Here is a 25,886-nt window from a genome sequence, read left to right as displayed (position 1 = left end):
GGCAAGCTCGAGCCCATGCGCAAGCTCTACGTGATCGGCATCGGCGCCGGTGATCCCGACCAGGTCACCGTGCAGGCGATCAAGGCGATGCGCCAGGTCGAGACGTTCTTCGTGATCGGCAAGGGCGAGGCCAAGCGGGAACTGGTCGACGTGCGGACCGCGATCCTCGACGCGCACATGGACCGGCCGTACCGGATCGTGCCGATCGCCGACCCGCCGCGCGACCGGACGCCCGCCGACTACCTGGACGTGGTCGACGACTGGCACGATCGCCGGTCGGCGCTGCTGGAGTCGGCGTTCGCCGCGGCCGAGGGCGTCGGCGGCATCCTGGTCTGGGGCGATCCCGCGCTGTACGACAGCACGCTGCGCATGGTCGAACGGGTGCTCGCCCGGGGCGTGGCGCACTTCGAGCACGAGGTCGTTCCCGGAATCACCAGCGCCCAGGCGCTGGCCGCGCGGCATCGGATCGTGCTGCACGGAATCGGTGAACCGGTGTGCATCACCACCGGCCGCCGCCTGCGCGAGGAGGGGCTCGGCGCGGAGAACGCGCTGGTGATGCTGGACGGCGAGTGCTCTTTCACGGCGATCGCGGACGAGGACGTGCACATCTGGTGGGGCGCCTACCTCGGTATGCCGGACGAGACGCTGATCGAGGGGCCGCTGCCCGCGGTGCGGGAGCTGATCGTCCGCCGCCGCGCCGAGCTGCGCGAGCGCAAGGGCTGGATCATGGACATCTACCTGCTGCGCCGCGGCGGGTGAGCCGCCCGGCGGCACGCGAGAACCGGGAGGTTGTCGGCCGGGCTGGGTAGTCTGGTCCCCGTGCCAGAGCTACCGGAAGTGGAGGCGTTGGCGCAGTTCCTGCGGGAGCATGCGGTCGGCGCCGTGGTAGGCCGCGTCGACGTGGCCGCGCTGAGCGCCGTCAAGACCTTCGAGCCTCCCGTGACCGCGCTGTCCGGCCGAGACGTCACCGGTGGGGGACGCTGGGGCAAATTCCTCGGAATGGAATGCGATGGGCTGTGGCTCGTCACGCATCTGTCGCGCGGCGGATGGCTGCGCTGGATCGATGAGCCGAGCCCGACGCCGCCCAAGCCGGGCGGCAAGAGCCCGCTGGCATTGCGGGTGCATTTCTTCACGCCGGAAGGGGCGACGCCCGCGTTCGACCTGACCGAGGCGGGCACCAAGAAGCGGTTGGCGGTGTACGTGGTGGAGGATCCGAAGGCGGTGCCCGGTATCGCCCGGCTCGGTCCCGACGCGCTGGAAGTGACGGAGGCGCAGTTCGCCGACCTCCTGGACGGCACTTCGCAGCGGATCAAAACCGCGCTGGTCGACCAGACGCTGCTGGCAGGCGTCGGCAACGCGTATTCCGACGAGATCCTGCACACCGCGCGGATCTCGCCGTTCGCGAACACGAAGACCCTGCCCGCCGACAAGGTGGCCGAGCTCTACACCGCCATGCGTGCCGTGCTCACCGACGCGGTAGGCCGCTCGGTCGGCCAGGACGCCGCCCGCCTGAAGGGCGAGAAGCGCTCGGGCATGCGGGTGCACGCCCGGACCGGGCTGGCCTGTCCGGTCTGCGGCGACACGGTCCGCGAGGTCGCCTACGCCGAGCGGTCGTTCCAGTACTGCGCCACCTGTCAGACCGGCGGCAAGATCCTCGCCGACCGGCGGATGTCGCGGTTGCTGAAGTAGCCGCCCGTCTCAGGTCACCGTGGGAACCCGCACGCCTTGCCAGGCGAGTCGTTTGGCCCGGTCCGGATCGTGTTCCACCCGAGTCGGGTAGTCGATGATCAGCGTGGACCTGCGGGCCTCCGTATAGGCGGGCCAGGACGGCAGCGGAGCGCCGGTGCGCGCGAAAGCCAGCCAATTGTTCTGGAACTGGTCGGTGACCGCGCGTAGTCCGCGCCGTCCGCCCGCGGCGGTGACGGCACGGCCGATCGGGGTGTCGCCGACGCCGAAGACCGCGATGAGATCGGTGGCGTGCGTGGCGCCGAGCCCGGCCAGATGCAGGGCGCGTGGGGCGTAGTCGTATCGATAGGCGTAGGTGGGCGCGTGCCTGCTGTGGCCCTCCATGACGGTCAGCGAAGGACGCCAGAAGGTGTAGTCGCCGCCCGCCTGCACCGCGGCCTTCGGCTGGGGATAACCGGGATAGGCCGCGGCGATCCGGGATTCGGCCTCGGTGGAGTGGCCGAGCGCGGAGCGCAGCCGCCGCGGCGTGGTGGGCAGTTCGTCGGCGAACCTGGCGAAGAGCGTGCCTTCGTCCCGGTTCGTGCCGATGATCAGCGGAACCCGGTGGGCGGAGCCGTCGCTGATCGCGTCGACGGGGGAGCGCGGCAGGAACTCGCCGTCCACGACCGGACAGGCGGGGAAGACGCCCGGCTGTTCCCGCAGCAACTGGGCGATGGTGCGGTCGACGGCGCGGCGGATGTCGTTGGGAGCCGCGGTGCGCAGCGCGGTGTGCGCGGTGTCCGGCGTGGCGCCCAGCGCGGCGACACAGCGGCGCGCGAAGCCGCGTGCCTCCTCAGCGGTCATCGCCCAGTCGGCGGGCGGGCTCTGCGAGATCGCCCGGTGGAACAGGCCCTCGGCCGCCGGGGTGGCCAGCAGACCGAGCACTGCGTGCGCGCCCGCCGACTCGCCGAAGATCGTCACGTTGCCAGGGTCACCGCCGAAGGCCGCGATGTTGGTCTGCACCCACTTCAGGGCGGCGAGCTGATCACGCAATCCGAGGTTCGCGTCGAACGGATGCTCGGCGGTACCGAACTCACTGAAGTCGACATAGCCGAACGCGCCCAACCGGTAGTTCAGCGACACCACCACAACGTCACCGCGCACCGCCAGCCGCGCGCCGGAATACAGCCCGAGCGCCGAGGTCCCGATCAGGTAGCCGCCGCCGTGGATGAAGACCAGCACCGGTCGCGGGCCCGCCGCCGCGGTCGCGGGCGCGGTGACATTCAGTGTCAGAGCGTCCTCGCTGGTCGGCTGGTAGGCGCGCGGCCCGATCCGCGCCCCGGAGCGATGCTGCATCGCCGCGGAGGTGAATTCCGTCGCCGCCCGAACGCCGGACCACGGTTCGACCGGCTGGGGAGCGCGAAATCGCAGGTCCCCGATCGGAGGAGCCGCGTAGGGAATGGACCGCCAGCGCAGTACGCGGCGGCCCCGACGGCCGCGGACGACTCCGTCGGCGGTCGCGATATCCGTTGTTGCCACCATCTACAAATGGTAGCTACGAGCGGCGCGCCTCCAACAGTCGCAGCCAGAACTCGCTGACCGCCGGGAAGGCTGGCACCGCGTGCCAGAGCGTGGACAGCGGCACCCCGCCGACCACCGCGATCGTCGCCGCGTGCAATTGCTCGCCCACCTCGGGACCGACGAAGGTCGCGCCCAGCAGCGTGTCGGTCGCGCTGTCGATCACCAGCTTCGCGCGGCCGGCGTAGTCGTCGCGGGACAGCGCCGACCCGGCCACGGCGATGTCGAGTTCGACGGTCTCGACCGGATGGCCCGCGTCCCTGGCCGCGGCCTCCGTCAGCCCGACCGAGGCGACCTCGGGCGCGGTGAACACCACCTGCGGCACTTTCCCGTGGTCGGAACTCGCGACGAACCGCGGGTCGTCCAGCGGCCTGCCCTCGGCGCGCGCCGCGATCACGTCGCCGCACACCCGGCCCTGGTACTTGCCCATGTGCGTGAGCGCGGCGCGGTGGTTGAGGTCGCCGACCACATACAGCCACTCGCCCTCGACGTCGCGCGCGGTGAGGTGGTCGTCCACCGCGACGTACCCGTCGGGCAGCCCGACCGCGTCCAGGCCGAGTCCCTGCGTGGCGGGCGCGCGTCCGGCCGCCACCACGATCTCGTCCACCTCGAGAGCCGACTCGCCTTCGGGACCGCGCAGCCGGATCATGGCCGCGCCGCCGTGGATCCAGCCTTCCCCGGTGTCCTTCGTGGCCGGGCGCTCGACGGCGGCGGGCGCGGTACCGAAGCGCACTTGCACGCCGGCGTCGGTCAGCGCCGCTGCCACCCGATCGCGCGCGAACGGTTCGGCCGCGGCCAGCAGCGCCGAGCCGCGCACCAGCAGGGTGACCTCGGCCCCGAGCGAGGCCAGCCAGGTCGCCGCCTCGGCGGCCACCACGCCGCCGCCGACCACGGCGACCCGGCGCGGTACCTCGTGCAGATTGGTGACATCGCGCGAAGTCCACGGCAGTGCCGAACGCAGGCCCGGCACGTCGGGGACGTTCGCGGTGGTGCCGGTGGCCAGCACGACGGCATGCCCGGCGCGCAGCTGCCGCCCGTCGACCTCCACCGTGCGCGCACCGGTCAGGCGGCCGGTGCCGCGCACGACGTCGATGCCATTGCCACCGGCCCAGTCGACCTGCGCGGAATCGTCGTGGTCGTGCACGAAGGCGTCGCGCCGCCGCAGCACCGCCTCGACGTCGAGACCGTTGGCCGAAACACCCGGCATCGCCAGCGCGGTCGACAGGACATGGCCCGGTCGCAACAGCGCTTTGCTCGGAACGCAGGCCCAGTAGGAGCATTCGCCGCCCACGAGTTCACGCTCCACGATGGCGGCCGTGCGGTCGCTGCCCGCGATGGCGTAGGCGGCGGCGTTCTCACCCGCGGGCCCGCCACCGATCACGATGACGTCGTAGTCGGTCGCTGTGCTCGACATCGCCGCGCCTACTGCAGGTAGCCTTCGACTTGCGAGACCGAATTGGGCTGCACCCCGTCCGGGGATTGGCCCAGGTCGATCCGCGCCCGGCGATGGCGGAGCAGGTCCCAGGCCTGATCCAGCATCACTTCGAGTTCGGCCAGGCGCTGGCGTTCGGTCTTCGGGTCCAATTCGCCGTGGGTGGCCTGCGAGCGCAGCTGGTGCTCCTGGTCGACCAGTTCCTTGATGCGCGCCAAGATGTCCTGTTCGCTCATGCGGACCATGCTACGGCCGGGCGAGGCACTCGGCGGCCAACGGTACGGCGGCGGCGAGCTCCGGCCACGACAGCGCCGTGTAGCCGAGCGCGACACCGAAGTGCGTGCGGCGCGATCCGAGGTGATACCTGGCCAAACCGTCGAGCGCGACACCACGCGCCTGCCCCGCGGCGACCACGCGCCGCTCGGCCTCGGCCGATTCCACCGGCACCACGACATGCGAACCCGCGTCGTCGCCGAGCACGCCGAGTCCACGGCGGCGCAATTCGGTCACCACCAGCATCCGGCGCGGCGGCAGCGCGCGACGCAGTCGGCGCAGGTGCCTGGCCAGGTCGCCGTGTGCGGCCAAGGCGAGCAGCACCCGCTGGCCCGCCGGGCTCGGGCCGGTGCCGGTGCGCTCGCGATGGGCCAGCACCGCCTCGGCGACGGCCGGAGCGGCCAGCAGCCAGCCGACACCGAGGGCAGGGGAGAGGATCTTGCTCGTCGTGCCCAAGTGGACGACGACATCGGGAGCCATGGTGGCGAGCAACGGCAGCGGCGCGGTGTCGTAGCGCAATTCTCCGTCGTAGTCGTCTTCGATGACGAAGATCCCGGATCGTCGCGCGTGCTCGACCAGCTCGACCCGCCGCGCCGCCGGCATGCGCGCCCCGAGCGGGAACTGATGCGCCGGCGTGCAATACACCGCTTCGATCCGGGGCGGCAGCAGATCGACGCGCAGGCCGTTCTCGTCCACCGGCACAGGAAGGACCTCGACGCCTGCCGCCGCGAAGGCGCCCGCGGCGCGCTGGTAGCCCGGGTCCTCCATGGCCACGGCAGCGCCCGGGCGCAGCAGCGCCGCGGCCAATTCACCGACGGCGGAGCTGGTTCCCGCGGTGGCGAGCAGCACGGTATCGCTGCCCGCCCCGATCCCGCGGTGGCGCAGCAGGTGCTCGGTGACCGCCGTGCGGAATTCCGGCTCACCCGCGCGGTCCTTGCGCACGAGCGGCGCATGATCCGCGGCAGCGCGCCAGGCGCGGCGCCACGCGGCCGGGTCGATGGCGTCGACGCACGGAGCTCCGGGGGCGAGGTCGAACAGGTGCGGCGCGGGGGCGGTGTCGTGGCCGGCGGCGGTGCGCGCGGGCGCCGCGGCCGGTGCGGTCGTCAGATAGGTGCCGGAGCCGCGTCTGCCGGTGATCCAGCCTTCCGCGTGCAGTTGGTCGTAGGCGGCGGCGACCACGGTGCGGCTCACGCCGAGCCGCTCGGCCAGCGCGCGGGTGGACGGCAGGCGGTCCCCGCCGCGCAGCGGTCCGGTGGTCGCGGCACGGCGCATATGGTCGGCGATCTGCACCGACAGCGGTTGCGCAAGCTCACGATCGAGGTCGAGGGGAAGGTCCTCCAGCACGGCTCCTCCTCGAAGTGGACCGCTGGAATTCACTTGAATTGGCACTTTGATAATGCCATTCGCGGCCCGATGCTGGGTCCATGACCGAGACAGTCAGCCCACGGACTCCACTCTCGCCGACGCCGCGCAGCACGCCGACCAGGGTGACCGACCGCGCCAGGACCGACCGCGCCGACTTGGACGCGGTGCTCGACGCCGGGCTGATCTGCCACCTCGGTGTGCTGCTCGGCGGCACGCCGGTCGTGCTGCCCACCGCCTACGGTCGCGACGGTGACACGCTCTACCTGCACGGTTCCACCGGTGCGGGGAACATGCGCGCGGCACTCGCCGCCGACATCTCGGTAGCGGTGACGCTCGTGGACGGCGTGGTCTACGCGCGTTCGGCCATGCACTTCTCGATGAACTACCGCTCGGCGGTCGTGCTCGGCCGCGCTCGCGAGGTGACCGACCACGAAGAACGCGTGCACGGACTACGCGTGATCGTCGAGCACGCCGCACCCGGCTCGTGGTCGCGAGTGCGGCCCCCGAGCAAGAAGGAACTCGCCGCGACCAAAGTTCTCGCCCTGGATCTCACCGAGGCATCGGTGAAGATCCGCGAAGGCGGCCCCATGGACGACGCGGCCGACATCGAGGCAGGCGGCGTCTGGGCGGGCGTCCTTCCTCTGCGCCGGGTATGGGACGCCGCCATCGATTCCCCGGACCTCGATCCCGGTATCCCCGTCCCGGCCGACGTCCTCCAGCGTGCCGACTCCTGAGCAGCTCTTACGTTCAGAACACGAAATGGGGACCGTAGCCGGTAGTTTGCGCAATGCCGTTGCGTGCCTCGGCGCGAACGGTGATGAACGGCATCGCGGAGGCGGGGGAAAGGCATCCGTTGACATTCAGCGGCGTATTGCTGTGCGCGAAGGTGAAGGGGAACGTCGACTCCTCGTCCAGGTCCGCCTCGGCGATCACCGCGGCGGTCACACTGCCCGGCGCCAGATTCACGGTGATCTCACCGCCGACTTCGCCGTCGACACCGAAGCTGGTGTCCGCGCCGAGGGCAATGACGGGAGCGACGATTACCGGCAGCTCTTCGAGCATCCCGTGCTCGTTGAGTCCTCCGAAATCGATCCCACCGAACTCGATGACGATCCCGGGCGTGAATTCGACACCTGCGCCGACAGCCCCGGCGATGGACACCGAGATGCCGTCGGAAATGTCCACCGCACAGCCGATCAGATATCCGGCGACGATCTCTCCGCCACGCATTGCCGCGGCGCCGTCGGAAACGACCGAAAAGTCTCCGGACACCTTGACCGCGTGCGCGAACGGAATTCCCAATGCGATGTCGCCGCCGGGTACGACGTTGTTGTAGTCCACCGACGCGATCAGATGTAGCCCGCGGGTGCCGACCTCCCCTGGCTCGGCCCCCGCCACGGTATGCGAAACGGCGAAAGATCCAGTAGCGGCCACGACTACCGCGATGATCGCGGCGAGAGTACGCGAATGCTTGCGGTTCATCATGCTCCAGTCGAGTATCGATCGAATCGGAACTTCGTACGCAAACGGACTCGCACGGCAAATGGGTCGTCGCGGACTCCATTCGGCATGCGCGGCAGTGCGACTCTATCCGGCGGTGCGGCTCGCTGCGGTGAGGCGCCGACACGGCGAGTCGGCCGGCGCGACCGCTGGGCGGTCGTCGTCGGCATCGCGCCGACCACCGGGATCGGCGAACGAACCATTCGATTTAATACCAGATAGCCAATAATTCGCCAGAAGTTCGCCGTTGCTTTGCGCGTCGCTCACGATGTAGCGAGATGCCCCTCGTGCGAACTCACCACGCGAAGACGTGCAAGCCCGCGGAGCCGACCGCGCGCATTGCCAGCTCGCGCAACGCATCGGCCGTCGCGATCCGCGCCGGGTCGAGGCCGACCAGGCTCAGTACATAGTCGTCACCGATGCGGCACAGGTAGCCCGAGAGGCGGGTGCGGGGCAGACGTGCGGCGCCGAGGCCGGGGTGGATGGCACGGGCGGCGACACCGGTGCAGCGGTGCGGGCCGAGCGTGCGCAACGACGCCGGGAGCGTTCCGATATTGGAGCACAGGATGTCCCGCTCGCCAGCGCCCTTGGACAGTGCGTAGGCCAAGCGGTCCGGGATCACCTGCAGGAGCTGTTCGGGCATGCCGCTCGGCGCGGACATGCGCTGGTCGTAGGCGCGGCGAGCCAGCGTGCGAATCGTCGCGGGTGTGTCGGCGCGGGTGATCGCGATGCGGGTCATGGCGAGGTCGTTGTCGACGCGGGGTTCGTCGCGGGTGTCGACGGGCAGGCTCGCCTCGATCGTCTCGCGAGGAAACCCGCTGTCCCACAGTATGTTCGCGACGAGGTGGATGAACAGGCTGTTGGCGGTGCCGCCGTCTCGCGCGGCGATGCGGTCCCACTCCGCGGCCGGGCATTGCAGGATCGCGCTGTGCGTAGTCTTGCGGGCCTCGCGCGGCTCCTCGTCCCGGATCGGTGCGGCGGGCTGCCGCGGTATCCCGTGCCGGAGCGCCGCCGCGGTCCCGCGCAGGACGATCGACCACTGTCGCCTGGCATCGGACCAATCCGATTCTCGCGCGGAAAGATTCGGTGCGGGCACCCGAGCTCCGCCCAGAGCGTCGTCCACCGCGAGCACCAGCGCCCGCCCGTCGGCCAGCGCGTGCGAGCAGGTGAGGGAGACGACCGATCCGCCGTCGTCCAGCGCCGCGGTCGAAAGTCGCCACCCAGGACCGTGTTCCGGATCGAGCCCGGCGCCTTGCGCGTCGGCCCAGTCGAGCAGTTCCGCGACCGGGAGCACGCCATCGGCGTGGCCGATCGGATAGGCGCGGACGTTCGGTCGCCAGGCCCGGCGAGCGCCCGGCACCCGCGCTGCAACCACTCTGCGCCCCAGCGGTCCCGAACGCAGGGCTTCGTGCACCCGCGTCAGCAGCGCGGGGTCCACCCGGTCCGTCGTTCGCCACAGCCCCTGCAGTGCGATCGGGGTGCCCAGCCCGCGATGGGTGCGCAGAAAGATCTCGTCGACGACGCTCAGGCGGCCCATCGGGCTCAGGCGCGAGCGCCGTGCCGGCCCGCACCCGCCGCGAAGCGCTGCGCGCCGTCGAGCGCGCCGTCGGCCAGCGCCGTCAACCCGTGCCGGAATTCGTTGCGCAGCGCGGACTCCTCGGTCATCCCCTCCTGCTCCAGCATCGACATCCGGTCCGAGCGCAGGCAGGTCTGCGGCAGCGCGGCCAGTTCCGCGGCGAGCGCCTCCGCCGCGCCGCGGGCTTCGCCGGTGGGCACCACGCGGTTCACCAAACCCATGTGCAGCGCCTCGTCGGCGCCGACCTCGCGTCCGGTGAGCACCAGATCCATGGCGCGGCCCGCACCCACGATCCGTGGCAACCGGATGGTGCCGCCATCGATCAGCGGAACGCCCCAGCGGCGGCAGAAGACGCCGAAGGTGCTGTCGCGCTCGGCGACCCGCAAGTCGCACCACAGCGCGAGCTCGAGCCCGCCCGCTACCGCGAAACCGGAGACCGCGGCGATCACCGGCTTGGACAATCGCATCCTGGTCGGGCCCATCGGGCCGTCGCCGTCCTCGGTGGCCTGGTTGGAGCGCTCGGTACCGAGCGCCTTCAGGTCGGCGCCCGCGCAGAACGTGCCGCCGTCGCCCCACAGCACCGCGACCGCCGCGTCGGGGTCTGCGTCGAACTCGCGGAAGGCGGTGGCCAGCGCGGCGGCGGTCGGCCCGTCCACCGCGTTGCGCGCCTCGGGGCGGTGCAGGATCACGGTGGTCACGGGCCCGTTGCGTTCGATCAGTACGGTCACGGGCTCGACCATACGCCGTAAAAGCACCCTTGTGGGAAGAAATGAATTCGTGCTTCACTTCTTGGGTGGCCTACCGCAGAACCCCCGCTGTGCAAGCCCGCCTGGACGCCCAGGCGGGGCTGATCGTGCAGGCCGCGACCAAGGTGCTGTCCGATGGCGGGTATGCCGCGCTGTCCATGGCGGCGGTCGCGGCCGAGGCGGGCGTGGCCACCGGCACCGTCTACAAGAATTTCGACGGCAAGGCCGCTCTGGTGCGGGCGGTGTTCCGGAAAGTCGTCGCAGGCGAGGTCGCCGCGGTGGCCGCGGCCGGTGCGCGCGGAACGGCGATCGAACGGGTGACCGCCGCGGTGGAGACCTTCGCCGGTCGTGCGCTGAAGAACCCGAATCTGGCCTACGTGCTGCTCGCCGAGCCGGTCGACGCGGCCGTGGACAGCGAACGTCTGCGCTTCCGGCGCGCGTTCGCCGAGACCTTCGAATCGGCGGTGGCCGAAGGTGTCGCGCGGGCCGAACTGCCACCGCAGGACCCGAGGATCAGCGCGGCCGCGCTGGTCGGCGCGATCGGCGAGGTGCTCGTCGGCCCGCTCGCCGACGCGCCACATGGCGAATCCGTCGTCCCCGAACTCATCGCTTTCGCGATCCGCGCGCTGGGCGTGCGCGACGACCCGGGCGCCGGGCGCGCTCGGCTGGAATCAGGAGTGTCCGATGCAGACGCATGAAGTCCTCAACCAGGTACCCGACATCGTCCCCTTCGATGCCGCGCGCAATCCGGCGCTGCTCGAAGGCCTGCGCCGGGAAGGCGCGGGCTGGGCCGAATCCGAGGTGCGAGAGCTGGGCGCGCTCGCCGGTGGCGCGCAGGCGCAGGAGTGGGGCAGGCTGGCCAACGAATACCCGCCGGTCCTGCGCACCCATGATCGCTACGGTCACCGCATCGACGAGGTCGAGTTCCACCCGCACTGGCACGATCTGATGCGCGTGGCGGTCGAGCACGGCCTGCACGGCGCCCCGTGGCTGGACGACCGCCCGGGCGCGCACGTGGCGCGCGCGGCGAAGTTCTACACCTGGGGCATCGCTGACGCGGGCCACATGTGCCCGATCTCGATGACCTACGCGGTGGTCCCCGCGTTGCGGCACAACCCGGAACTGGCGTCGAGGTTCGAGCCCCTGCTCGGCTCCCGCGTCTACGACTTCGGGCTGCGGGAACCGTCCACCAAGGCCGGACTCATCGCGGGTATGTCGATGACCGAGAAGCAGGGCGGCTCGGACGTGCGCGCCAACACCACCACCGCGACGCCGCAGCCGGACGGCACCTACCGGATCGTCGGGCACAAATGGTTCACCTCCGCGCCGATGTCGGACATGTTCCTCACCCTGGCGCAGGCGCCCGGCGGCCTGTCCTGCTTCCTGCTGCCCCGGGTGCTGCCGGACGGCGCCCGCAACCCCATCCGTATCCAGCGGCTCAAGGACAAGCTGGGCAACAAGTCCAACGCCTCCTCGGAGATCGAGTACGAGAACGCCGTCGGCTGGCTGGTCGGCGCGGAGGGCGCGGGCGTCAAGACCATCATCGAGATGGTGAACATGACCCGGCTGGACTGCGTGATCGGCTCGGCCACCGGTATGCGGGCGGGCACCGTGTACGCGGTGCATCACGCCAGGTACCGGAAGGCCTTCGGCGCCGAGCTGATCGACCAGCCCGCCATGCGCAACGTGCTGGCCGACCTGGTGATCGAATCCGACGCCGCGACCACCGTGATGATGCGGTTGGCCGGGGCGACCGACCGGGCCGGACAGGATCCGGCCGAGGCGGCGCTGCGGCGCATCGCGCTGGCCGTCACCAAGTACTGGGTGTGCAAGCGGGCCCCCGCGCACGCGGCCGAGGCGCTGGAATGCCTGGGCGGCAACGGATACGCCGAGGAATCCGGCATGCCGCGGCTGTACCGGGAAGCGCCGCTGATGTCCATCTGGGAGGGGTCGGGCAACGTCGCGGCGCTGGACGCGTTGCGCGCCATGGGACGCCAGCCGGAGACGGTCGAGGCGTACTTCGACGAGGTGTCGCTGGCCAAGGGCGCGAACCCGCGCCTGGACGACGCGATCGCCCTGGTCGGCAAGGAGCTGTCGAATCTCGACGACATCGAATACCGCGCCCGGCGCGTGGTAGAGCTGATGGCGCTCGTCCTCCAGGGCGCGCAACTGGTTCGCCACGGTCACCCGGCGGTCGCCGACGCGTTCTGCGCCACCCGGCTCGGCGACGACTGGGGCATCGCGTTCGGCACGCTGCCCACGGGAGTGGACACCGGCGCGATCATCGAGCGCGCGTTCGTCTGAGCCGCTCACGCAGGGCGGGTCAACACGCGCTCGACCAACGCCGTGTCGCAGTACTCGACCACCTCGCGCAGCTTCCCGTCGGCGACCCGGAAGAGGAAGCAGTAGATCTGCTCGTAGGTTTCGCCGCGCGTGGTCACGGCCTGGGCGCGGGCCCGCACGACGACGCGGTCGTCCTCGGCGAGGATCAGCTCCGCGGCGCTGCGGTACTCGGTGAACTGCGCCATGAGCGGACGAAGGAGGCCCTCGAGCACCGCGGACTTCGGTTCCCAGGTGCCGCTCCAGGACCAGTCGCCGGGGAACACCCAGCGGAAGTCGTCGGCCATGGCGTCGGTCAGCGCGCGGGTATTGCCGAGGGACATCTGCTCGAAGATGTCGGCGAGCAGCTTCTTGTTCTCCATCGCGGTCACGACTCGACGCTAAAGTCGCCCGATACATGCGACAAGCGACTGTCTGGCATATCTGGTATGAGCATTATGCATGAATGAGTTCACCGTCGCGGGCCTGCGCGTGGTTCGGGAGGCGGCTGCCTGTGGATCGTTCTCGACCGCGGCGGAGAATCTCGGCTACACCCAATCCGCGGTGTCCCGCCAGATCGCGTTGATGGAGCGGGCCGCCGGTCGCGCACTGTTCGAGCGCCACGCCCGCGGTGTGCGGCCGACCGAAGCCGGACGCATCGTGCTGCGGCACGCGGAGGCGATCCTCGGCGAGCTGGAGCACGCCCGGCACAACATCCGCCATCTGGCGGCGCGCCCGGCAGGCCGCCTGCGCATCGGCGCGTTCTCCACCGCGACGGCCGCCTTGGTGCCCCGCGCGATCGCCGCCGCGGCCTTCCGCGATCGGCAGCTGCGGATCTCGTTGCGGGAGGGGCTCAGTCCTCGGCTGCTAGCCGCCGTCGCGCGAGAGCGCCTCGACCTCGCCGTGGTGACCGCGCCGGAAACCCCGCCCAGCGGCGTGGCGATCGAACCGCTGCTGGACGATCCGCTGCTCGTCGCGGTCGCGTCCACGCATCCGCTCGCGGGAGCCACCAGCGCGCCGCCCGATCTGCTCCGCGCCGAACGCTGGATCGTGGGCAGCCAGGAGCCGGCCGCCACCCTCCTCGGTGCGTGGCGCGATCCCGGCTGGGAGCCGGATATCGCCTTCGTCGCCCGCGACTGGTTCGCCAAACTCGGCCTGGTCGCGGCAGGATTGGGCATCACCGTGGTTCCCGGCATCGCCGTTCCCCTCCTGCCGCCGACCATCGCGCTGCTCCGGATCGATCACCCGGCCGCGGTGCGGCGGACCGTCCTCGCCCATGGTGGCGACCGCGGCACCGCCGGACCTCGCGGTATGTTCGCCGAGGCGCTGCGCGACCAGGCGGCGGAGTTGTCCGCCCAAGTGCGCCGGCGTCTTCGCGGTGGCGGGTGAGCGCCGCCGATATCGGTCATTCGCCTGCCAGGTCCGCGGCACGCGGGGCCACTGCGCCGGGCCGATCAGCTCGTTCAACCGTGTTGCGCGGCGCAAGACCGCCGTGCGGCGCGATCGTCCGCACGAGTTCGCGGGTGGGCCATGAGACGGCACGCGGCGGTAGTGTGGCGGCGGTGGCAGGGGAGTTCGTGCAGCGACCGGTGAGCTGGTTGGTCCGGCGGGTGCTCGACCGGGCCGCGCGGGGGCGGTATCTGCTCGGTATCGCGGGGCCGCCGGGCGCGGGCAAATCCACTTTGTCGGTCGCATTGCGCGATGCGATCAATGCCGAGGCGGGCGGCACGGTCGCCGAGATCGCACCCATGGACGGATATCACCTGGGCAACGACGTCCTGCGCGCGATGGAAAGCCTTGCGCGCAAAGGTGAGCCGGACACCTTCGACGTCGACGGCTACGTCGCGGGGCTGCGGCGCCTGCGCACCACGCCGGTGGGTGCCCCGGTGCCATGGCCGACGTTCGACCGGTCCATCGATGCGCCGGTGCCCGGCGGCGTGGTGCTCGATCGGCAGTCCATCATCCTGACCGAGGGCAACTACCTGCTCCTCGACGACTTCGAGGGGCGGCGGTGGTCAGCGGTCCGCGCCCTGCTCGACGAATGCTGGTACTTGGACGCGCCGCGCGACGTGCTCGAGAATCGCCTGCTGGACAGGCACATCCGCGGCGGTCGCACTCCCACGGCAGCCCGCGACAAGGTGCACGACAGCGACTTACGCAACGCGGATCTCGTCGCGACCACAAGGGAGCGCGCCGACCTCGTGCTGCGCCGGCACGCGGAAGGCTACGCGGTCCTCGACCGCTGAGGCACGACGCGTCGTGCACGGCTGCCGTCCTCGTCCACCGAGCCGAACCGACACGGCGCGTGCACGTCTCGGACACCGACGGCGCAGGCCGCCGGTCAGAGGGTGGCAGGCGCCGCGCCGCGCTCGGCCTGCAGCAGCTGCCTGCGTTTGCCGTCCTTGAACCCCCAGGTGAACGACCCCGGCTTGCGTGCCTCGTCCGCCAGTTCCTTGACGACGTTCTTGCAGGCGATTTCCTTGATCTTCGCGGCCAGGCGACCACCGATGTAGAACCTGTTCGCGGTGTCGTCCCTCGAGGCGACCTGGAGGGTGGCGGCGCGACGGCCCAGGGCGATGCATTGGCCGAAGTAACCCACGTCGATGGCCGCGGGCTGCGTACCCGCGATCCGGGCCAGCACCGTGTCCGCGGCGTGGGCGCCCAGCGGACGGGCGGTCTGGCAGCTCATTCGCAACGGCAGGTCCGACGGCGCCGCCGAATCGCCCGCCGCGACGATGCGCACGTCGTCCACGCTCGTCAACGTCTCGTCGGTGAGCAGGCGGCCGACCGCGTCGGTGCTCAGTCCACTGCGGGCGGCCAGGTCCGGCACGCCGAAACCGGCGGTCCAGATGGTCACCGTGCTCCGCAGCGTGTGGCCGCCACTGAGCCGCACCGAATCCGGCGTCACGGACGTGACCTTCGAGTGGGGGCCTTCGAGCACGGTCACCCCGAGTTCGGCCAGCCGCTTGGCCACCGACCGCCGACCCCGAGGATGCAGGTACGGGCCGAGCGCCCCGCCGCAGGCCACGGTCACCCGGCGACCCTGCTCCGCCAGCTCGGCGGCGATCTCGATGCCGGTCGCACCGGCTCCAACGACGGTCACCGCGGCCGTCACGGGCGCGGCGTCCAAGACCGGCCGCAGCCGCCGCGCCTCCTCCAGAGTGGCGACCGGATAGGCGAACTCGCCCGCTCCCGGCACGCCCGGATCGGCGCTGCCACTGCCCACCGCGTACACCAGATAGTCGTAGCTCGCCGTGCCGCCGGTCGCCAAGGCCACGCTGCGCTCGGCCGCGTCGATCCGGGTCACGGTGTCGACCACGAGCCGGACGCGCTCGCCCAGGATCTCGCGGTAGTCGACGACCGCCTGGTGCGAACCCCCGACCAGTTGGTGCAGGCGGATCCGCTCGACGAAGGTCGGGCGCGGGTTGATCAGAGTCACTGTCACGTCGTCACGCTGCGTCAGGCGATTGGCGGCCAAGACGCCGGCGTATCCGCCGCCGACCACGACCACATCGATGTTTCCAGTCATGGCGTCTCCTTCGTTCGAGGGCTTCGGACACAAGACACCGCGCAACCGATCCTTGTGACACCTGGTGAGGCGGATCACGTCACCGCGCCGCCGAGACCTGACGGCCCGCGGCAAGCCAACCGCGCATCGCGTCCGGCGCGTGCAGCGGCTCATGCGCTCTACCTGGGCAGATGATGGAGTGATGACGGATAATCGCGCAGTCGGCAGGTCATCGCGCGTGGTGCACAATGTGCCGGCCGTGGTGTGCGCTCTGCTGTTCTATTACTTTCTGCCGCTGGAGAGCGTGCCGCTCGGTCGCCCCGCCGCGGTGCTCGGGCTGGTCGCCTTCGTCGTCGGAGTCGCCGGCCTGATCTGGCTGGCTCGGTGGCGCGTCCGCCGCTACTTCCGCGATCCGCGGGCGAGCAGCGGACGGATCAACGACGTGCTGCTCGTGGTCTGCGTCGTGGTGACGTTCTTCGCCCTCTACTACTACGTGCTCGAACAGCGCGCGCCCGGCCAGTTCGACGGACTGCACACGCGAACCGACGCGCTCTACTACACGATCGTCACTCTCGGGACCGTCGGCTACGGGGACGTGCATGCGGTCGGGCCCGCGGCGAAAGTGGCCACCATGGTCCAGGTCGTCTTCGATCTCGGCGTCATCGGCACCTTGATCGCGATAGGCACCTCGCTCATCGTCCGTCGGCTCGACGAGGCGCAGCGCAAAAGCCCGCCCGGCGGGGCCGACTAGCGTCGCGGGATGGATCAGCGGTGCCCGCGGTACCAGCGGATGAGCGAGTCGGTGGACGAATCGTCCTGTGGCTGGGGCTCTTGCGCGTCGGTGAGCAGCGGGGCCAAGGCGAGGGCCTGCTGCTTGCCGAGTTCGACACCCCACTGGTCGAAGCTGTCGATGCCCCAGATGGTGCCTTCCACGAAGACCTGGTGCTCGTAGAGCGCGATGAGCTGACCGACCACCGACGGGGTGAGCCGGGGCGCGAGGATGGTGGTGGAGGGGCGGTTGCCCGGCATCACCTTGTGCGGCACTAGTGCGGGATCGGTGCCCTCGGCGGCGATCTCCTCGGCGGTCTTGCCGAAGGCGAGCACCTTGGTTTGCGCGAACAGGTTGCTCATCAGGATGTCGTGCATGCTGCCGGTGCCGTCGATGGTCGCCAGATCCGCTGTGGGTTGGGCGAATCCGATGAAGTCGGCGGGGATGAGCCGGGTGCCCTGGTGCAGCAGTTGGTAAAAGGCGTGCTGGCCGTTGGTGCCCGGTTCGCCCCAGAAGATCTCGCCGGTGGAGGTAGTGACGGGGGTGCCGTCGGCGCGCACCGATTTGCCGTTGGACTCCATGGTCAACTGCTGTAGATAGGCCGGGAAACGGGCCAGATCGTTCGAATACGGCAGCACCGCGCGGGAGGCGGCGCCGAAGAAGTTCGAATACCAGACGCCGAGCAGGCCGAGCAGCACCGGGGCGTTCGCCTCCAGCGGCGCCTCGGCGAAGTGCCGATCCACCGCGTGCATCCCGGCGAGGAACTCGGCGAAGCGTTCCTTGCCGATGGTCGCCATCACCGACAGGCCGATCGCCGAGGCCACCGAGTATCGGCCACCGACCCAATCCCAGAAACCGAACATGTTCTCGATATCGATACCGAATTCCGCGACCCGCTCGGCATTGGTGGATACCGCGACGAAGTGCTTGGCCACGGCGCCTTCGCCGAGCGCGGCGACCAGCCAGCGCCGGGCCGCGGTCGCGTTGGTGAGCGTCTCCAGGGTGGAGAACGTCTTCGAGGCGACGATGAACAGCGTGGTGGCCGGATTCAGGCCGTCCAGCTTCGCGATCAGATCGGTCGGGTCGACGTTCGAGACGAACCGGGCGCCGATCCCGGCGTCGGCGTAGTGCCGCAGCGCCTGGTGCACCATGACCGGCCCGAGGTCCGAGCCGCCGATGCCGATGTTGACCACTGTCGTGATGCGCTCGCCGGTCGCCCCGCGCCACGCGCCGGAGCGCAGCGCGTCGGTGAACTCGCCCATCCGCCGCAGCACCTCGTGCACCTCGGCGCCCGCGTCGGCGCCGTCGATGACCATGGTCTCGCCCGCTGGCAGCCGCAGCGCGACATGGCCGACCGCGCGGTTCTCGGAGGTGTTGATGTGCTCGCCCCCGAACATCGCGGCACGCCGCTCGGGCACACCGGCCTCGCGCGCCAATTCCACCAGCAGGTGCAAGGTTTCCCGGTTGACGCGGTGCTTGCTGTAGTCGATGTGCAGATCGCCCACCTCGACGGTCAGCTCGCTGCCCCGCGCCGGATCGTCCGCGAAGAACTCCCTGAGGTGTCGGTCGGCGACGGTGCCGTGATGATCGTGCAGTTTCCGCCATGCCGCCGTCGCGGTGATGTCGCTGCTCACGTTCGCCGAGGGTACAAGCAGGCACGGTCGCGCGCACGGGTGCGTTCGCGGAGAGTCGGGTCCGCCGGTGCCGCCGCCGAGGCGAGAATCCGCTGCGCCACATCGGACTTACCGTGGCCACAGGTGCCCGCGGCCGGGGCGACGCGCCGGGCCGGGCCCCTGCACCGACCCGATGGGGGCGGCCGATATGAGTTCCAGGATGTGCTCCCGGTGTGAGGCATAGTCTGGCGTCATGGGCTCCGAACGTGAACTTCTCGAATCCGTACCGAAGCAGCTGTGGATCGCAGGGCGCCCCGTGGACGCCACCGGTGGGGGCACCTTCCCGGTGCACAATCCCGCGACCGGGGAGGTGCTGACGCACGTCGCGGACGCGACCCCGGAGGACGCGGTGCGCGCACTCGACGCGGCCGTCGCCGCACAGGACGAATGGGCGGCCACGGCCGCGCGCGAGCGGGGGGAGATCCTGCGCGAGGTGTTCGAGCAGATCACCGCCCGCGCGGAGGAGTTCGCCCTGCTGATGACCCTGGAAATGGGCAAGGCGCTGCCGGAGAGCCGCAACGAGGTGCGTTACGGCGCCGAGTTCTTCCGCTGGTTCAGCGAGGAGGCCGCCCGGGTGCACGGGCGCTACCTGCACGCGCCTTCCGGTACCGGGCGGATCATGGTGCACAAGCAACCGGTCGGCCCCTGCCTGGCGATCACGCCGTGGAATTTCCCGCTCGCCATGGGCACGCGCAAGATCGGCCCCGCGCTGGCGGCGGGCTGCACGATGATCGTCAAACCCGCCTCGGCGACGCCGCTGACCATGCTTCTGCTGGCCCAGCTGTGCAGCGCGGCCGGCTTGCCCGACGGCGTGCTCTCGGTGGTCACCTCCAGCCGCTCCGGCGCGGTGACCCAGCCGCTGCTCGACGATCCCCGGCTGCGCAAACTCACCTTCACCGGCTCCACCGAGGTGGGCAAGAAGCTGGTGGAGAAGTCCGCGAACCGGCTGCTGCGCACCTCGATGGAACTCGGCGGGAACGCGCCGTTCGTGGTGTTCGAGGACGCCGACGTGGATGCCGCCGTGCAGGGCGCAATGCTGGCGAAACTGCGCAACGGCGGCGAGGCGTGCACCGCGGCCAACCGCTTCCACGTGCACGAGAGCGTGCTCGAGGAGTTCTCCACCAAGCTGGTGGAGGCGATGTCGAGCAGCGTGCGGCTCGGACCCGGCGCCGACCCGGACACCACGCTGGGCCCACTGATCAACGAGGAGCAACTGCACACGGTGAGCGAACTGGTGGACGACGCCGTCGCGGCCGGTGCGCGGGTGCTGATCGGCGGCAAGGCGCCCGCCGGGCCCGGCTGGTTCTACCCGGCGACCGTCCTGCGGGACGTCCCGCCGCAAGCCAGGATTCTGCGCGAGGAGGTCTTCGGCCCGGTCGCGCCGATCGTGGGCTTCCGGACCGAGGCCGAAGGGCTCGCCGCCGCCAACGACACCGAATTCGGCTTGGTCAGCTACGTGTACACCCGCGACCTCGATCGCGCCATGCGGATCGCCGAGGGCCTGGAATCCGGCATGGTGGGCGTCAATCGCGGCGTCATCTCCGACCCCGCGGCGCCCTTCGGTGGCGTCAAGCAGTCCGGTTTCGGCCGGGAGGGTGGCACCGAGGGGATCGAGGAGTACTTGTCCACCAAGTACATCGCACTCACCTGACGCTTCCGCGGGGGTGGGATGCGGCCGACCGGCACTCGAAGCATCCGACCGCGGACATGAAACGACCGCCCCGGGGTTGAGCACACCCGGGGCGGCCTTGTGGAAGCGACGGTCTCGCGAGCGCGCCGCGTGATTGTCAGGTCAGTGGCCGAGGCGACCGCGCCCGAGGCGCAGCAGCAGCATGGCGAGGGTGTGGCCTTCCTGGCCCAGCTCGCTGAACCGCTCCAGCACCTTCATTTCGCGACTGTGCACCAGGCGCGGCCCGCCCGACGCCATGCGCGTCCGGCCGATGATCCGGGAGATCTCCGTCCGCCGCTTGATCGCGGCCAGGATCTCGGCGTCGAGACTGTCGATCTCCTTGCGGAGCTTGTCGATCTCGGCCTCGGTCTGCGGCAACGCGGATTCGGACCCGGTCGTCGTGGCAGGGGTGCTCATCATTCATCTCCTCGTGTCAGAACAGGGATCGGCGCGTGCACGCGGCTCGTTACCGATCAGTTCTTTCACCGTGAAACAGACCTGGTGGGCCTTGTATTGTCCCCCCAGAAAGGTGTGCTCAGGTACAGGCTCCGCGATCCCGGTGTCCGGCCGGCAGCCGAATCGGATGTCTTGCGGAAGCGCTGAGCATGTCGCCAGTGTGCCACGGGCTGGGGGGTATGCAAAACGGATACGTTTGGGAATCGCGGGAGAGACGCAGGTCGTTTCGCCCCGGCTTCCCACCAGCGGGAGTTCACGCGCCGTTCAGGCATCCGGCGCCGAACCGATACCGATGTCCCCCGGGGCTTCATCCGTGTCGGTGGCCGCCGGTAGCGTGGATGGACGATGGACATCACGGTGGCTCCCAAGACGCAGGCCGGTCGGATCGCGCACCCGGACCCGACACCGAAACCGCCGTTCCCCGGCGGTGACGCGGCGGAGGGGTCGCGGCCTGCCGCCGCGCCCGAGGCGCCGCCCACGGACGCCGAGCGCGAGCGGCAGCGCGTCGAGCGCGAGCAGCGGCGCGCCGAGGAAGCCGAGCGCCTGCTCGACGGCCTGAACCCGCAGCAGCGGGCGGCGGTGGTGCACACCGGATCCCCCCTGCTCATCGTGGCGGGCGCGGGCTCTGGAAAAACCGCCGTGCTCACCCGCCGCATCGCCTATCTGCTGGCCGCTCGTGGCGTCACCCCGGGCCAAGTGCTCGCCATCACGTTCACCAACAAGGCCGCCGCGGAGATGCGGGAGCGGGTGACAGGGCTGGTCGGACCGCGTGCGAACACCATGTGGGTGTCGACGTTCCACTCCAGTTGCGTCCGCATCCTGCGTACCCAGGCGGCGCTGCTGCCCGGCCTGAACTCGAACTTCTCCATCTACGACGCGGACGATTCGCGGCGCCTGCTCACCATGATCAGCCGCGACCTGGACATCGACACCAAGAAGTACTCGGCGCGCCTGCTCGCCACCGCGATCTCGAACCTGAAGAACGAGCTCATCGATCCGGCCCGCGCCACCGCGGACGCGGAATCGGACGACACCGAGCTGCCCGGCCTGGTGGCCAGGGTCTACACCGAGTATCAGCGCAGGCTGCGCTCGGCGAACGCGCTGGACTTCGACGACCTGATCGGCGAGACGGTGGCGCTGCTGCAGAACCATCCGCAGGTCGCCGAGTACTACCGCCGCCGGTTCCGGCACGTGCTGGTGGACGAGTACCAGGACACCAACCACGCGCAGTACGTCCTGGTCCGCGAGCTGGTCGGCCACCACGTGGACGAGGGGGCCGAGGATCGGGTTCCGCCGAGCGAACTGTGCGTGGTGGGTGACGCCGACCAGTCCATCTACGCCTTCCGCGGCGCGACGATCCGCAATATCGAGGAGTTCGAGCGCGACTTCCCCGACGCCGAAACCATTCTGCTGGAGCAGAACTATCGCTCCACCCAGCACATCCTCTCCGCCGCCAACGCGGTGATCTCGCGCAACGAGAACCGGCGCGACAAGAAGCTGTGGACCGATTCCGGCGAGGGCGACCTGATCACCGGCTATGTCGCCGACAACGAGCACGACGAGGCGTCGTTCGTGGCGCGCGAGATCGACCGGCTGGTCGACCAGGGCGAGGCCAACTACGCCGACGTCGCGGTGTTCTACCGCACCAACAACAACTCCCGCGCGCTGGAAGAGATCTTCATCCGGATGGGCCTGCCCTACAAGGTGGTCGGCGGCGTCCGCTTCTACGAGCGCAAAGAGGTGCGCGACATCGTCGCCTACCTGCGGGTGCTGGAGAACCCGGAGGACGCGGTGAGCATGCGTCGCATCCTGAACACGCCCCGCCGCGGCATCGGCGACCGCGCCGAAGCCTGCGTGGCGGTCCATGCCGAACAGCGCGGGATCGGTTTCGCCGCCGCGCTGCGCGACGCCGCCGAAGGCAAAGTGGCGCTGCTGAACACGCGTGCCCAGCGCGCCATCGCGAGCTTCCTCGACCTGCTCGACGACGTCCGCGCCGCCGGTGAACGCGCGGAATCCGACTTCCCCGACGTGGGCAACGTCGTCGAAGCGGTGCTCGAGCGCACCGGTTATCGCGCCGAGCTGGAGGCGTCCGACGACCCGCAGGACGGCGCCCGGCTGGACAACCTCAACGAATTGGTCAGCGTGGCGCGCGAGTTCAGCTCCGAGGCGCACAACAACGCCGAGGCGGCCCGGCAGGAGGGGCTGCTGCCCGAGGTGGGTGAAGGCGAGCCGGACCCCGGTTCGCTCGCGGCGTTCCTGGAGCGGGTCTCGCTGGTGGCCGACACCGACCAGATTCCGGACGAGGGCTCCGGCGTGGTCACGATGATGACGCTGCACACCGCCAAGGGACTGGAGTTCCCGGTGGTGTTCGTCACCGGCTGGGAGGACGGGCAGTTCCCGCACATGCGGGCGCTCGGCGATCCGACCGAATTGGCCGAGGAACGCCGCCTCGCCTACGTCGGCATCACCAGGGCCCGGCAGCGGCTGTACCTGACGCGTGCCGTGGTGCGTTCGGGCTGGGGTCAGCCGGTGTCGAACCCGGAATCACGGTTTCTGCAAGAGATCCCCGGTCACCTCCTCGATTGGCGGCGGCTCGAGCCGGCCGGATCGCCCGGGACGAGAGGTCTCCGGCGGCGTGGCGACGACGACGGCCTGGAGCGGGACTGGACGCGCGGTGACGGGTGGTCGCAGCAGCGGCCCGGCTTGCGTGATCGTGGACCGCGCAGGCCCGCTCCCGGCGGCGCGACCCGCAACAACACGAACTTGGTGCTCGCCGTGGGCGATCGGGTCAGCGACGACAAGTACGGTCTCGGCCGGGTGATCGCCGCCGAGGGCTTCGGCCCACTGGCCACGGTGACCATCGACTTCGGCACCGCGGGCAAGATCCGGTTGATCCCGCAGTACAGCCGGACGTTGGTCAAGCTCTGAGCGGCGTGGGTATTCCGGCCCTGCCCGGGAGCGCGCCACGCCGGTAGGGTCCGCGAAGTGGATACGATCGCGCAGCACGTTCTGTGGTTTCTGCCCATGTTGTGGCTCGGTATGGTGCTGGCCATCTCGTTCCTGGAAGCGCCACTGAAGTTCCGGGCTCCCGGGGTGACGCTGCCATTGGGTCTCGGCATCGGCCGCCTGGTGTTCCGGGCGCTGAACGTCACCGAGGCCGTGCTCGCGGCGCTGCTGGTGGTCGCCGCACTGATCGTCGGGCCGGGCCGGGCGACGTGGCTGTGGCTTGGCGTGGCCGTGGCGCTGCTGGCAGTTCAGATCCTGGTGGTTCGCCCGCCGCTGTCCCGCCGCGCCGATCGTGTGCTGGCGGGCGAGGAACTACCGCGCTCGCACGCTCACTTCTGGTACATCGGCCTGGAGGTCGTCAAGGTCGTCGCGCTGTTCGGTCTCGCGATCGCGGCGACGCCTTAGGCGCTGGTCGCTTTCATCGACCAGGCCGCGGCGGGGCGGGCGCCTCGATTCGGGCCACGTGCCGGAGCTGGGCAAGGAAGGTCGCCTTGTCGTCGCTCGCGACGAGGTAGTGCGACACCGCCAGCCGCACGATCGTGGCCGCGACCAGTTCTGCGTCGTCGCCGTCGACCATCGGCGCGATGAGCCCGCGCATGATCGGTATCACCCGGGTAATCTGCGACAGCACGTGATCGGGCTCCACGGCGACCAGGTGGCTCAGCGAGTACGAATCCTGGAAGTCGACGATGAAGCGCAGGATGGCGTCCAGCCGGTCGTGGCCGGTCAGTCCTTCGGTCGCGGCGCGCAGCCCCTCCTCGATGTTTCGCTGCTCGTAGTTGCCGAACGCGGCGAGGAGTTCCTCCTTCGATGAGAACAGCCGATACAGCGTCGGCCGCGACACCTTGGCCGCGGCGGCGACATCCGACAGGCTCAGCTTGCTGTGCCCTCTGCGGCCGAGCACCTCGAAGGTCGCCCGCAGTATCCGCGTCCGGGTCGTCGTGTCCGAGCTCGTGCCGCCGTCCGAATCCAACTTACATCCTTTACAAGAATCGTAAAAACTGTAACATCAGCGGTGCCGGAGAATCCGGTTCTCCACATCGTCCGCTCTCGAGCCGAATCCTAGGCACCCACCGTCGGACTCGGTGCGATGCGGGCCTTCCCGGAACAGTAGAGATACAGATGACAGACACACTTGTCCCGGACGACACGATCGAATTCGACCCTTACTCCGAAAAATTCCTCGCCGATCCGGACGAGACCTTCCGTCGGCTGCGCGACCACGCCCCCGTCTACCACAACCCGGCCTACGGCTTCTGGGCACTGTCGCGCTACGAAGACGTCGCACCGGCGATGAAGGACTTCCAGACGTATTCGTCGGCGCGGGGGATCACGCTCGAGATGGTTCTCGATCCCGATCCGCCGGACCAGACGACGCCGATGATCATCATGATGGACCCGCCCGAGCACACCCGGATGCGCAAGCTGGTGAGCAAGGTGTTCACCCCGCGCGCCATCGCCGGACTCGAGTCGATGATCCGCGACACCGTCCACCGCTTCGCCGAGCAACTCGATCCCCACGATTTCGATGTCGTCGCTGACTTTTCGGAGTTGTTCCCGATCGAGGTCATCACCACGATGCTCGGCGTACCGCCCGAACATCGCCAGCAGCTGCGTCTCTGGCTGGCGGCGCCGATGGAACGTAAACCCGGGTACAACGGCCTCACACCGGAGGGTCGACTGGCTGTGGAGGCCACTGCGAATTTCTACTACCAGCTCATCCTGGAACGCCGCGCCGACCCTCGAGACGACATGATCAGCAGTCTCACCCAAGTGGAGGTGGAGCGCGAGGACGGCGCTCCCACGCGGCTCACCGACCGCGAAATCCTCGGCTTCGCTTCCCTTCTGGCCGGCGCCGGAGCCGAGACCGTGGCGAAACTCCTGGGCAACGCCGCGGTGATCTTCGCCGACCAGCCCGAGCAATGGCAGGACCTGCGCGCCAATCGGTCCAAAATCCCCGGCGCTTTCGAGGAATTACTGCGCTACCAGGGACCGGTGCAATACGACCTCCGCTACACCCTGCGCGAAGTGCATCTGCACGGGCAGACCATTCCGGCACACAGCCCCGTGCTCATGCTGCTCGCCTCGGCGAACCGCGACGAGCGGGCATTCCGCGACGCGGACCGCTTCGACATCGACCGACCGCACTCCGGTCACAACCTCGGCTTCGGCTACGGCATACACAGCTGCCTGGGCGCGGCCCTCGCACGCCTGGAAGGCCGGATCGCCCTGGACGCGATGCTCGACTTCATGCCCGAATACTCCCTGGATCGAGCAGGATTGCGAAGAGCGGCGCAGACCAGCGTCGCGGGCTGGACCAACGTGCCGGTCCGCGTGCGGCACTGATCGGG

24 protein-coding genes are annotated in these 25,886 nt (G+C 69.9%); 12 read left to right on the top strand and 12 right to left on the bottom strand.

The window, feature by feature from the left end:
- Nucleotides 1-15 precede the first annotated feature (15 nt).
- Both cobF and ON19_RS25670 read left to right on the top strand, forming a co-directional pair.
- Nucleotides 16-759, top strand: a complete 744-nt coding sequence (gene cobF / locus ON19_RS25675; RefSeq protein ID WP_043698092.1) for a precorrin-6A synthase (deacetylating) — start codon at nt 16-18, stop codon at nt 757-759.
- Nucleotides 760-819: 60 nt separating this feature from the next.
- Nucleotides 820-1,689, top strand: a complete 870-nt coding sequence (locus ON19_RS25670) for an Fpg/Nei family DNA glycosylase (RefSeq protein ID WP_043698089.1) — start codon at nt 820-822, stop codon at nt 1,687-1,689.
- A 9-nt stretch (nt 1,690-1,698) separates the two neighbouring features.
- On the opposite strand, the gene ON19_RS25665 is transcribed toward ON19_RS25670, so the two are convergent.
- From ON19_RS25665 to pdxR, 4 genes are read right to left on the bottom strand one after another with little or no spacing between them, the layout of a single operon-like run.
- On the bottom strand, nt 1,699-3,207 hold the full coding sequence (locus ON19_RS25665; RefSeq protein ID WP_043698086.1) for a carboxylesterase/lipase family protein: 1,509 nt from the start codon (nt 3,205-3,207) through the stop codon (nt 1,699-1,701).
- A gap of 13 nt (nt 3,208-3,220) precedes the next feature.
- Nucleotides 3,221-4,657, bottom strand: a complete 1,437-nt coding sequence (locus tag ON19_RS25660) for a dihydrolipoyl dehydrogenase family protein (protein WP_043698083.1) — start codon at nt 4,655-4,657, stop codon at nt 3,221-3,223.
- 8 nt (nt 4,658-4,665) lie between these two features.
- Nucleotides 4,666-4,911: a DUF2630 family protein gene (locus ON19_RS25655; protein WP_043698279.1), complete on the bottom strand. Its 246-nt coding sequence runs from the start codon at nt 4,909-4,911 to the stop codon at nt 4,666-4,668.
- Nucleotides 4,912-4,921: 10 nt separating this feature from the next.
- Entirely contained in the window at nt 4,922-6,292 is a 1,371-nt protein-coding gene (gene pdxR / locus ON19_RS25650; protein WP_043698079.1) for a MocR-like pyridoxine biosynthesis transcription factor PdxR, read from the bottom strand.
- Nucleotides 6,293-6,372: 80 nt separating this feature from the next.
- Between pdxR and ON19_RS25645 the strand changes: the two genes are divergently transcribed.
- Nucleotides 6,373-7,047 (top strand): pyridoxamine 5'-phosphate oxidase family protein, encoded by a 675-nt coding sequence (locus tag ON19_RS25645; protein ID WP_043698075.1) that lies wholly within the window; start codon nt 6,373-6,375, stop codon nt 7,045-7,047.
- Between the two features lie 13 nt (nt 7,048-7,060).
- On the opposite strand, the gene ON19_RS25640 is transcribed toward ON19_RS25645, so the two are convergent.
- The 3 genes from ON19_RS25640 to ON19_RS25630 all read right to left on the bottom strand — a co-directional run bounded on the left by ON19_RS25640 (nt 7,061) and on the right by ON19_RS25630 (nt 10,129).
- Nucleotides 7,061-7,795, bottom strand: a complete 735-nt coding sequence (locus ON19_RS25640) for an MspA family porin (RefSeq protein ID WP_169334221.1) — start codon at nt 7,793-7,795, stop codon at nt 7,061-7,063.
- A gap of 313 nt (nt 7,796-8,108) precedes the next feature.
- A complete protein-coding gene (locus ON19_RS25635; protein WP_043698067.1) occupies nt 8,109-9,350 on the bottom strand; it encodes a non-ribosomal peptide synthetase family protein in 1,242 nt (413 codons plus the stop codon).
- Nucleotides 9,351-9,355: 5 nt separating this feature from the next.
- Nucleotides 9,356-10,129: a crotonase/enoyl-CoA hydratase family protein gene (locus ON19_RS25630; protein ID WP_043698065.1), complete on the bottom strand. Its 774-nt coding sequence runs from the start codon at nt 10,127-10,129 to the stop codon at nt 9,356-9,358.
- A 53-nt stretch (nt 10,130-10,182) separates the two neighbouring features.
- On the opposite strand from ON19_RS25630, the gene ON19_RS25625 reads away from it, so the two are divergent.
- Together ON19_RS25625 and ON19_RS25620 are read left to right on the top strand one after the other, a co-directional pair.
- A complete protein-coding gene (locus ON19_RS25625) occupies nt 10,183-10,833 on the top strand; it encodes a TetR/AcrR family transcriptional regulator (protein WP_043698062.1) in 651 nt (216 codons plus the stop codon).
- A complete protein-coding gene (locus ON19_RS25620; RefSeq protein ID WP_043698059.1) occupies nt 10,820-12,439 on the top strand; it encodes an acyl-CoA dehydrogenase family protein in 1,620 nt (539 codons plus the stop codon). Before ON19_RS25625 ends, ON19_RS25620 begins: the two co-directional genes overlap by 14 nt.
- Nucleotides 12,440-12,444: 5 nt before the next feature.
- Here ON19_RS25620 and ON19_RS25615 read toward each other — a convergent pair whose 3' ends face one another.
- A complete protein-coding gene (locus ON19_RS25615) occupies nt 12,445-12,837 on the bottom strand; it encodes a nuclear transport factor 2 family protein (RefSeq protein ID WP_051169314.1) in 393 nt (130 codons plus the stop codon).
- Between the two features lie 79 nt (nt 12,838-12,916).
- On the opposite strand from ON19_RS25615, the gene ON19_RS25610 reads away from it, so the two are divergent.
- On the top strand, nt 12,917-13,843 hold the full coding sequence (locus ON19_RS25610; protein WP_043698052.1) for a LysR family transcriptional regulator: 927 nt from the start codon (nt 12,917-12,919) through the stop codon (nt 13,841-13,843).
- Between the two features lie 173 nt (nt 13,844-14,016).
- The gene (locus tag ON19_RS25605; RefSeq protein ID WP_227954606.1) at nt 14,017-14,700 is read left to right on the top strand and encodes a nucleoside/nucleotide kinase family protein; all 684 of its coding nucleotides are present in this window, start codon (nt 14,017-14,019) and stop codon (nt 14,698-14,700) included.
- A 95-nt stretch (nt 14,701-14,795) separates the two neighbouring features.
- On the opposite strand, the gene ON19_RS25600 is transcribed toward ON19_RS25605, so the two are convergent.
- A complete protein-coding gene (locus ON19_RS25600; protein ID WP_043698049.1) occupies nt 14,796-15,983 on the bottom strand; it encodes an NAD(P)/FAD-dependent oxidoreductase in 1,188 nt (395 codons plus the stop codon).
- Nucleotides 15,984-16,164: 181 nt separating this feature from the next.
- On the opposite strand from ON19_RS25600, the gene ON19_RS25595 reads away from it, so the two are divergent.
- A complete protein-coding gene (locus ON19_RS25595) occupies nt 16,165-16,713 on the top strand; it encodes a potassium channel family protein (RefSeq protein ID WP_051169299.1) in 549 nt (182 codons plus the stop codon).
- A 14-nt stretch (nt 16,714-16,727) separates the two neighbouring features.
- Here the strand turns inward: ON19_RS25595 and pgi are convergent, their stop codons facing one another.
- The gene (pgi, locus tag ON19_RS25590; RefSeq protein WP_043698046.1) at nt 16,728-18,365 is read right to left on the bottom strand and encodes a glucose-6-phosphate isomerase; all 1,638 of its coding nucleotides are present in this window, start codon (nt 18,363-18,365) and stop codon (nt 16,728-16,730) included.
- A 232-nt stretch (nt 18,366-18,597) separates the two neighbouring features.
- Here pgi and ON19_RS25585 point away from each other — a divergent pair, with 232 nt between their 5' ends.
- On the top strand, nt 18,598-20,055 hold the full coding sequence (locus tag ON19_RS25585) for an NAD-dependent succinate-semialdehyde dehydrogenase (protein ID WP_043698044.1): 1,458 nt from the start codon (nt 18,598-18,600) through the stop codon (nt 20,053-20,055).
- A gap of 141 nt (nt 20,056-20,196) precedes the next feature.
- On the opposite strand, the gene ON19_RS25580 is transcribed toward ON19_RS25585, so the two are convergent.
- The gene (locus ON19_RS25580; RefSeq protein ID WP_083899637.1) at nt 20,197-20,490 is read right to left on the bottom strand and encodes a chorismate mutase; all 294 of its coding nucleotides are present in this window, start codon (nt 20,488-20,490) and stop codon (nt 20,197-20,199) included.
- A gap of 384 nt (nt 20,491-20,874) precedes the next feature.
- On the opposite strand from ON19_RS25580, the gene pcrA reads away from it, so the two are divergent.
- Nucleotides 20,875-23,457, top strand: a complete 2,583-nt coding sequence (gene pcrA, locus ON19_RS25575) for a DNA helicase PcrA (RefSeq protein WP_043698038.1) — start codon at nt 20,875-20,877, stop codon at nt 23,455-23,457.
- Between the two features lie 57 nt (nt 23,458-23,514).
- A complete protein-coding gene (locus ON19_RS25570) occupies nt 23,515-23,940 on the top strand; it encodes a hypothetical protein (protein WP_043698035.1) in 426 nt (141 codons plus the stop codon).
- Nucleotides 23,941-23,953: 13 nt separating this feature from the next.
- On the opposite strand, the gene ON19_RS25565 is transcribed toward ON19_RS25570, so the two are convergent.
- The gene (locus ON19_RS25565) at nt 23,954-24,508 is read right to left on the bottom strand and encodes a TetR/AcrR family transcriptional regulator (protein ID WP_043698032.1); all 555 of its coding nucleotides are present in this window, start codon (nt 24,506-24,508) and stop codon (nt 23,954-23,956) included.
- Nucleotides 24,509-24,657: 149 nt separating this feature from the next.
- Here ON19_RS25565 and ON19_RS25560 point away from each other — a divergent pair, with 149 nt between their 5' ends.
- Entirely contained in the window at nt 24,658-25,881 is a 1,224-nt protein-coding gene (locus ON19_RS25560; protein WP_043698029.1) for a cytochrome P450, read from the top strand.
- The last annotated feature ends 5 nt before the right edge of the window (nt 25,882-25,886 follow it).

Origin of the sequence: Nocardia abscessus NBRC 100374, from assembly GCF_000308455.1 — a bacterium.
GTDB classification, from domain to species: domain Bacteria; phylum Actinomycetota; class Actinomycetes; order Mycobacteriales; family Mycobacteriaceae; genus Nocardia; species Nocardia abscessus.
Note: the sequence above shows the minus strand (reverse complement) of the source record. Positions and strands in the feature narration are given on the sequence as shown.

Bases quoted from the DNA above. Each gene is read 5' to 3' on its own strand.
- cobF (WP_043698092.1), top strand. From the start codon at position 16: ATGCGCAAGCTCTACGTGATCGGCATCGGCGCCGGTGATCCCGACCAG.
- ON19_RS25665 (WP_043698086.1), bottom strand. From the start codon at position 3,207: ATGGTGGCAACAACGGATATCGCGACCGCCGACGGAGTCGTCCGCGGC.
- ON19_RS25660 (WP_043698083.1), bottom strand. From the start codon at position 4,657: ATGTCGAGCACAGCGACCGACTACGACGTCATCGTGATCGGTGGCGGG.
- ON19_RS25655 (WP_043698279.1), bottom strand. From the start codon at position 4,911: ATGAGCGAACAGGACATCTTGGCGCGCATCAAGGAACTGGTCGACCAG.
- ON19_RS25645 (WP_043698075.1), top strand. From the start codon at position 6,373: ATGACCGAGACAGTCAGCCCACGGACTCCACTCTCGCCGACGCCGCGC.
- ON19_RS25640 (WP_169334221.1), bottom strand. From the start codon at position 7,795: ATGAACCGCAAGCATTCGCGTACTCTCGCCGCGATCATCGCGGTAGTC.
- ON19_RS25635 (WP_043698067.1), bottom strand. From the start codon at position 9,350: ATGGGCCGCCTGAGCGTCGTCGACGAGATCTTTCTGCGCACCCATCGC.
- ON19_RS25630 (WP_043698065.1), bottom strand. From the start codon at position 10,129: ATGGTCGAGCCCGTGACCGTACTGATCGAACGCAACGGGCCCGTGACC.
- ON19_RS25620 (WP_043698059.1), top strand. From the start codon at position 10,820: ATGCAGACGCATGAAGTCCTCAACCAGGTACCCGACATCGTCCCCTTC.
- ON19_RS25615 (WP_051169314.1), bottom strand. From the start codon at position 12,837: ATGGAGAACAAGAAGCTGCTCGCCGACATCTTCGAGCAGATGTCCCTC.
- ON19_RS25610 (WP_043698052.1), top strand. From the start codon at position 12,917: ATGAATGAGTTCACCGTCGCGGGCCTGCGCGTGGTTCGGGAGGCGGCT.
- ON19_RS25600 (WP_043698049.1), bottom strand. From the start codon at position 15,983: ATGACTGGAAACATCGATGTGGTCGTGGTCGGCGGCGGATACGCCGGC.
- ON19_RS25595 (WP_051169299.1), top strand. From the start codon at position 16,165: ATGACGGATAATCGCGCAGTCGGCAGGTCATCGCGCGTGGTGCACAAT.
- ON19_RS25585 (WP_043698044.1), top strand. From the start codon at position 18,598: ATGGGCTCCGAACGTGAACTTCTCGAATCCGTACCGAAGCAGCTGTGG.
- ON19_RS25580 (WP_083899637.1), bottom strand. From the start codon at position 20,490: ATGAGCACCCCTGCCACGACGACCGGGTCCGAATCCGCGTTGCCGCAG.
- pcrA (WP_043698038.1), top strand. From the start codon at position 20,875: ATGGACATCACGGTGGCTCCCAAGACGCAGGCCGGTCGGATCGCGCAC.
- ON19_RS25560 (WP_043698029.1), top strand. From the start codon at position 24,658: ATGACAGACACACTTGTCCCGGACGACACGATCGAATTCGACCCTTAC.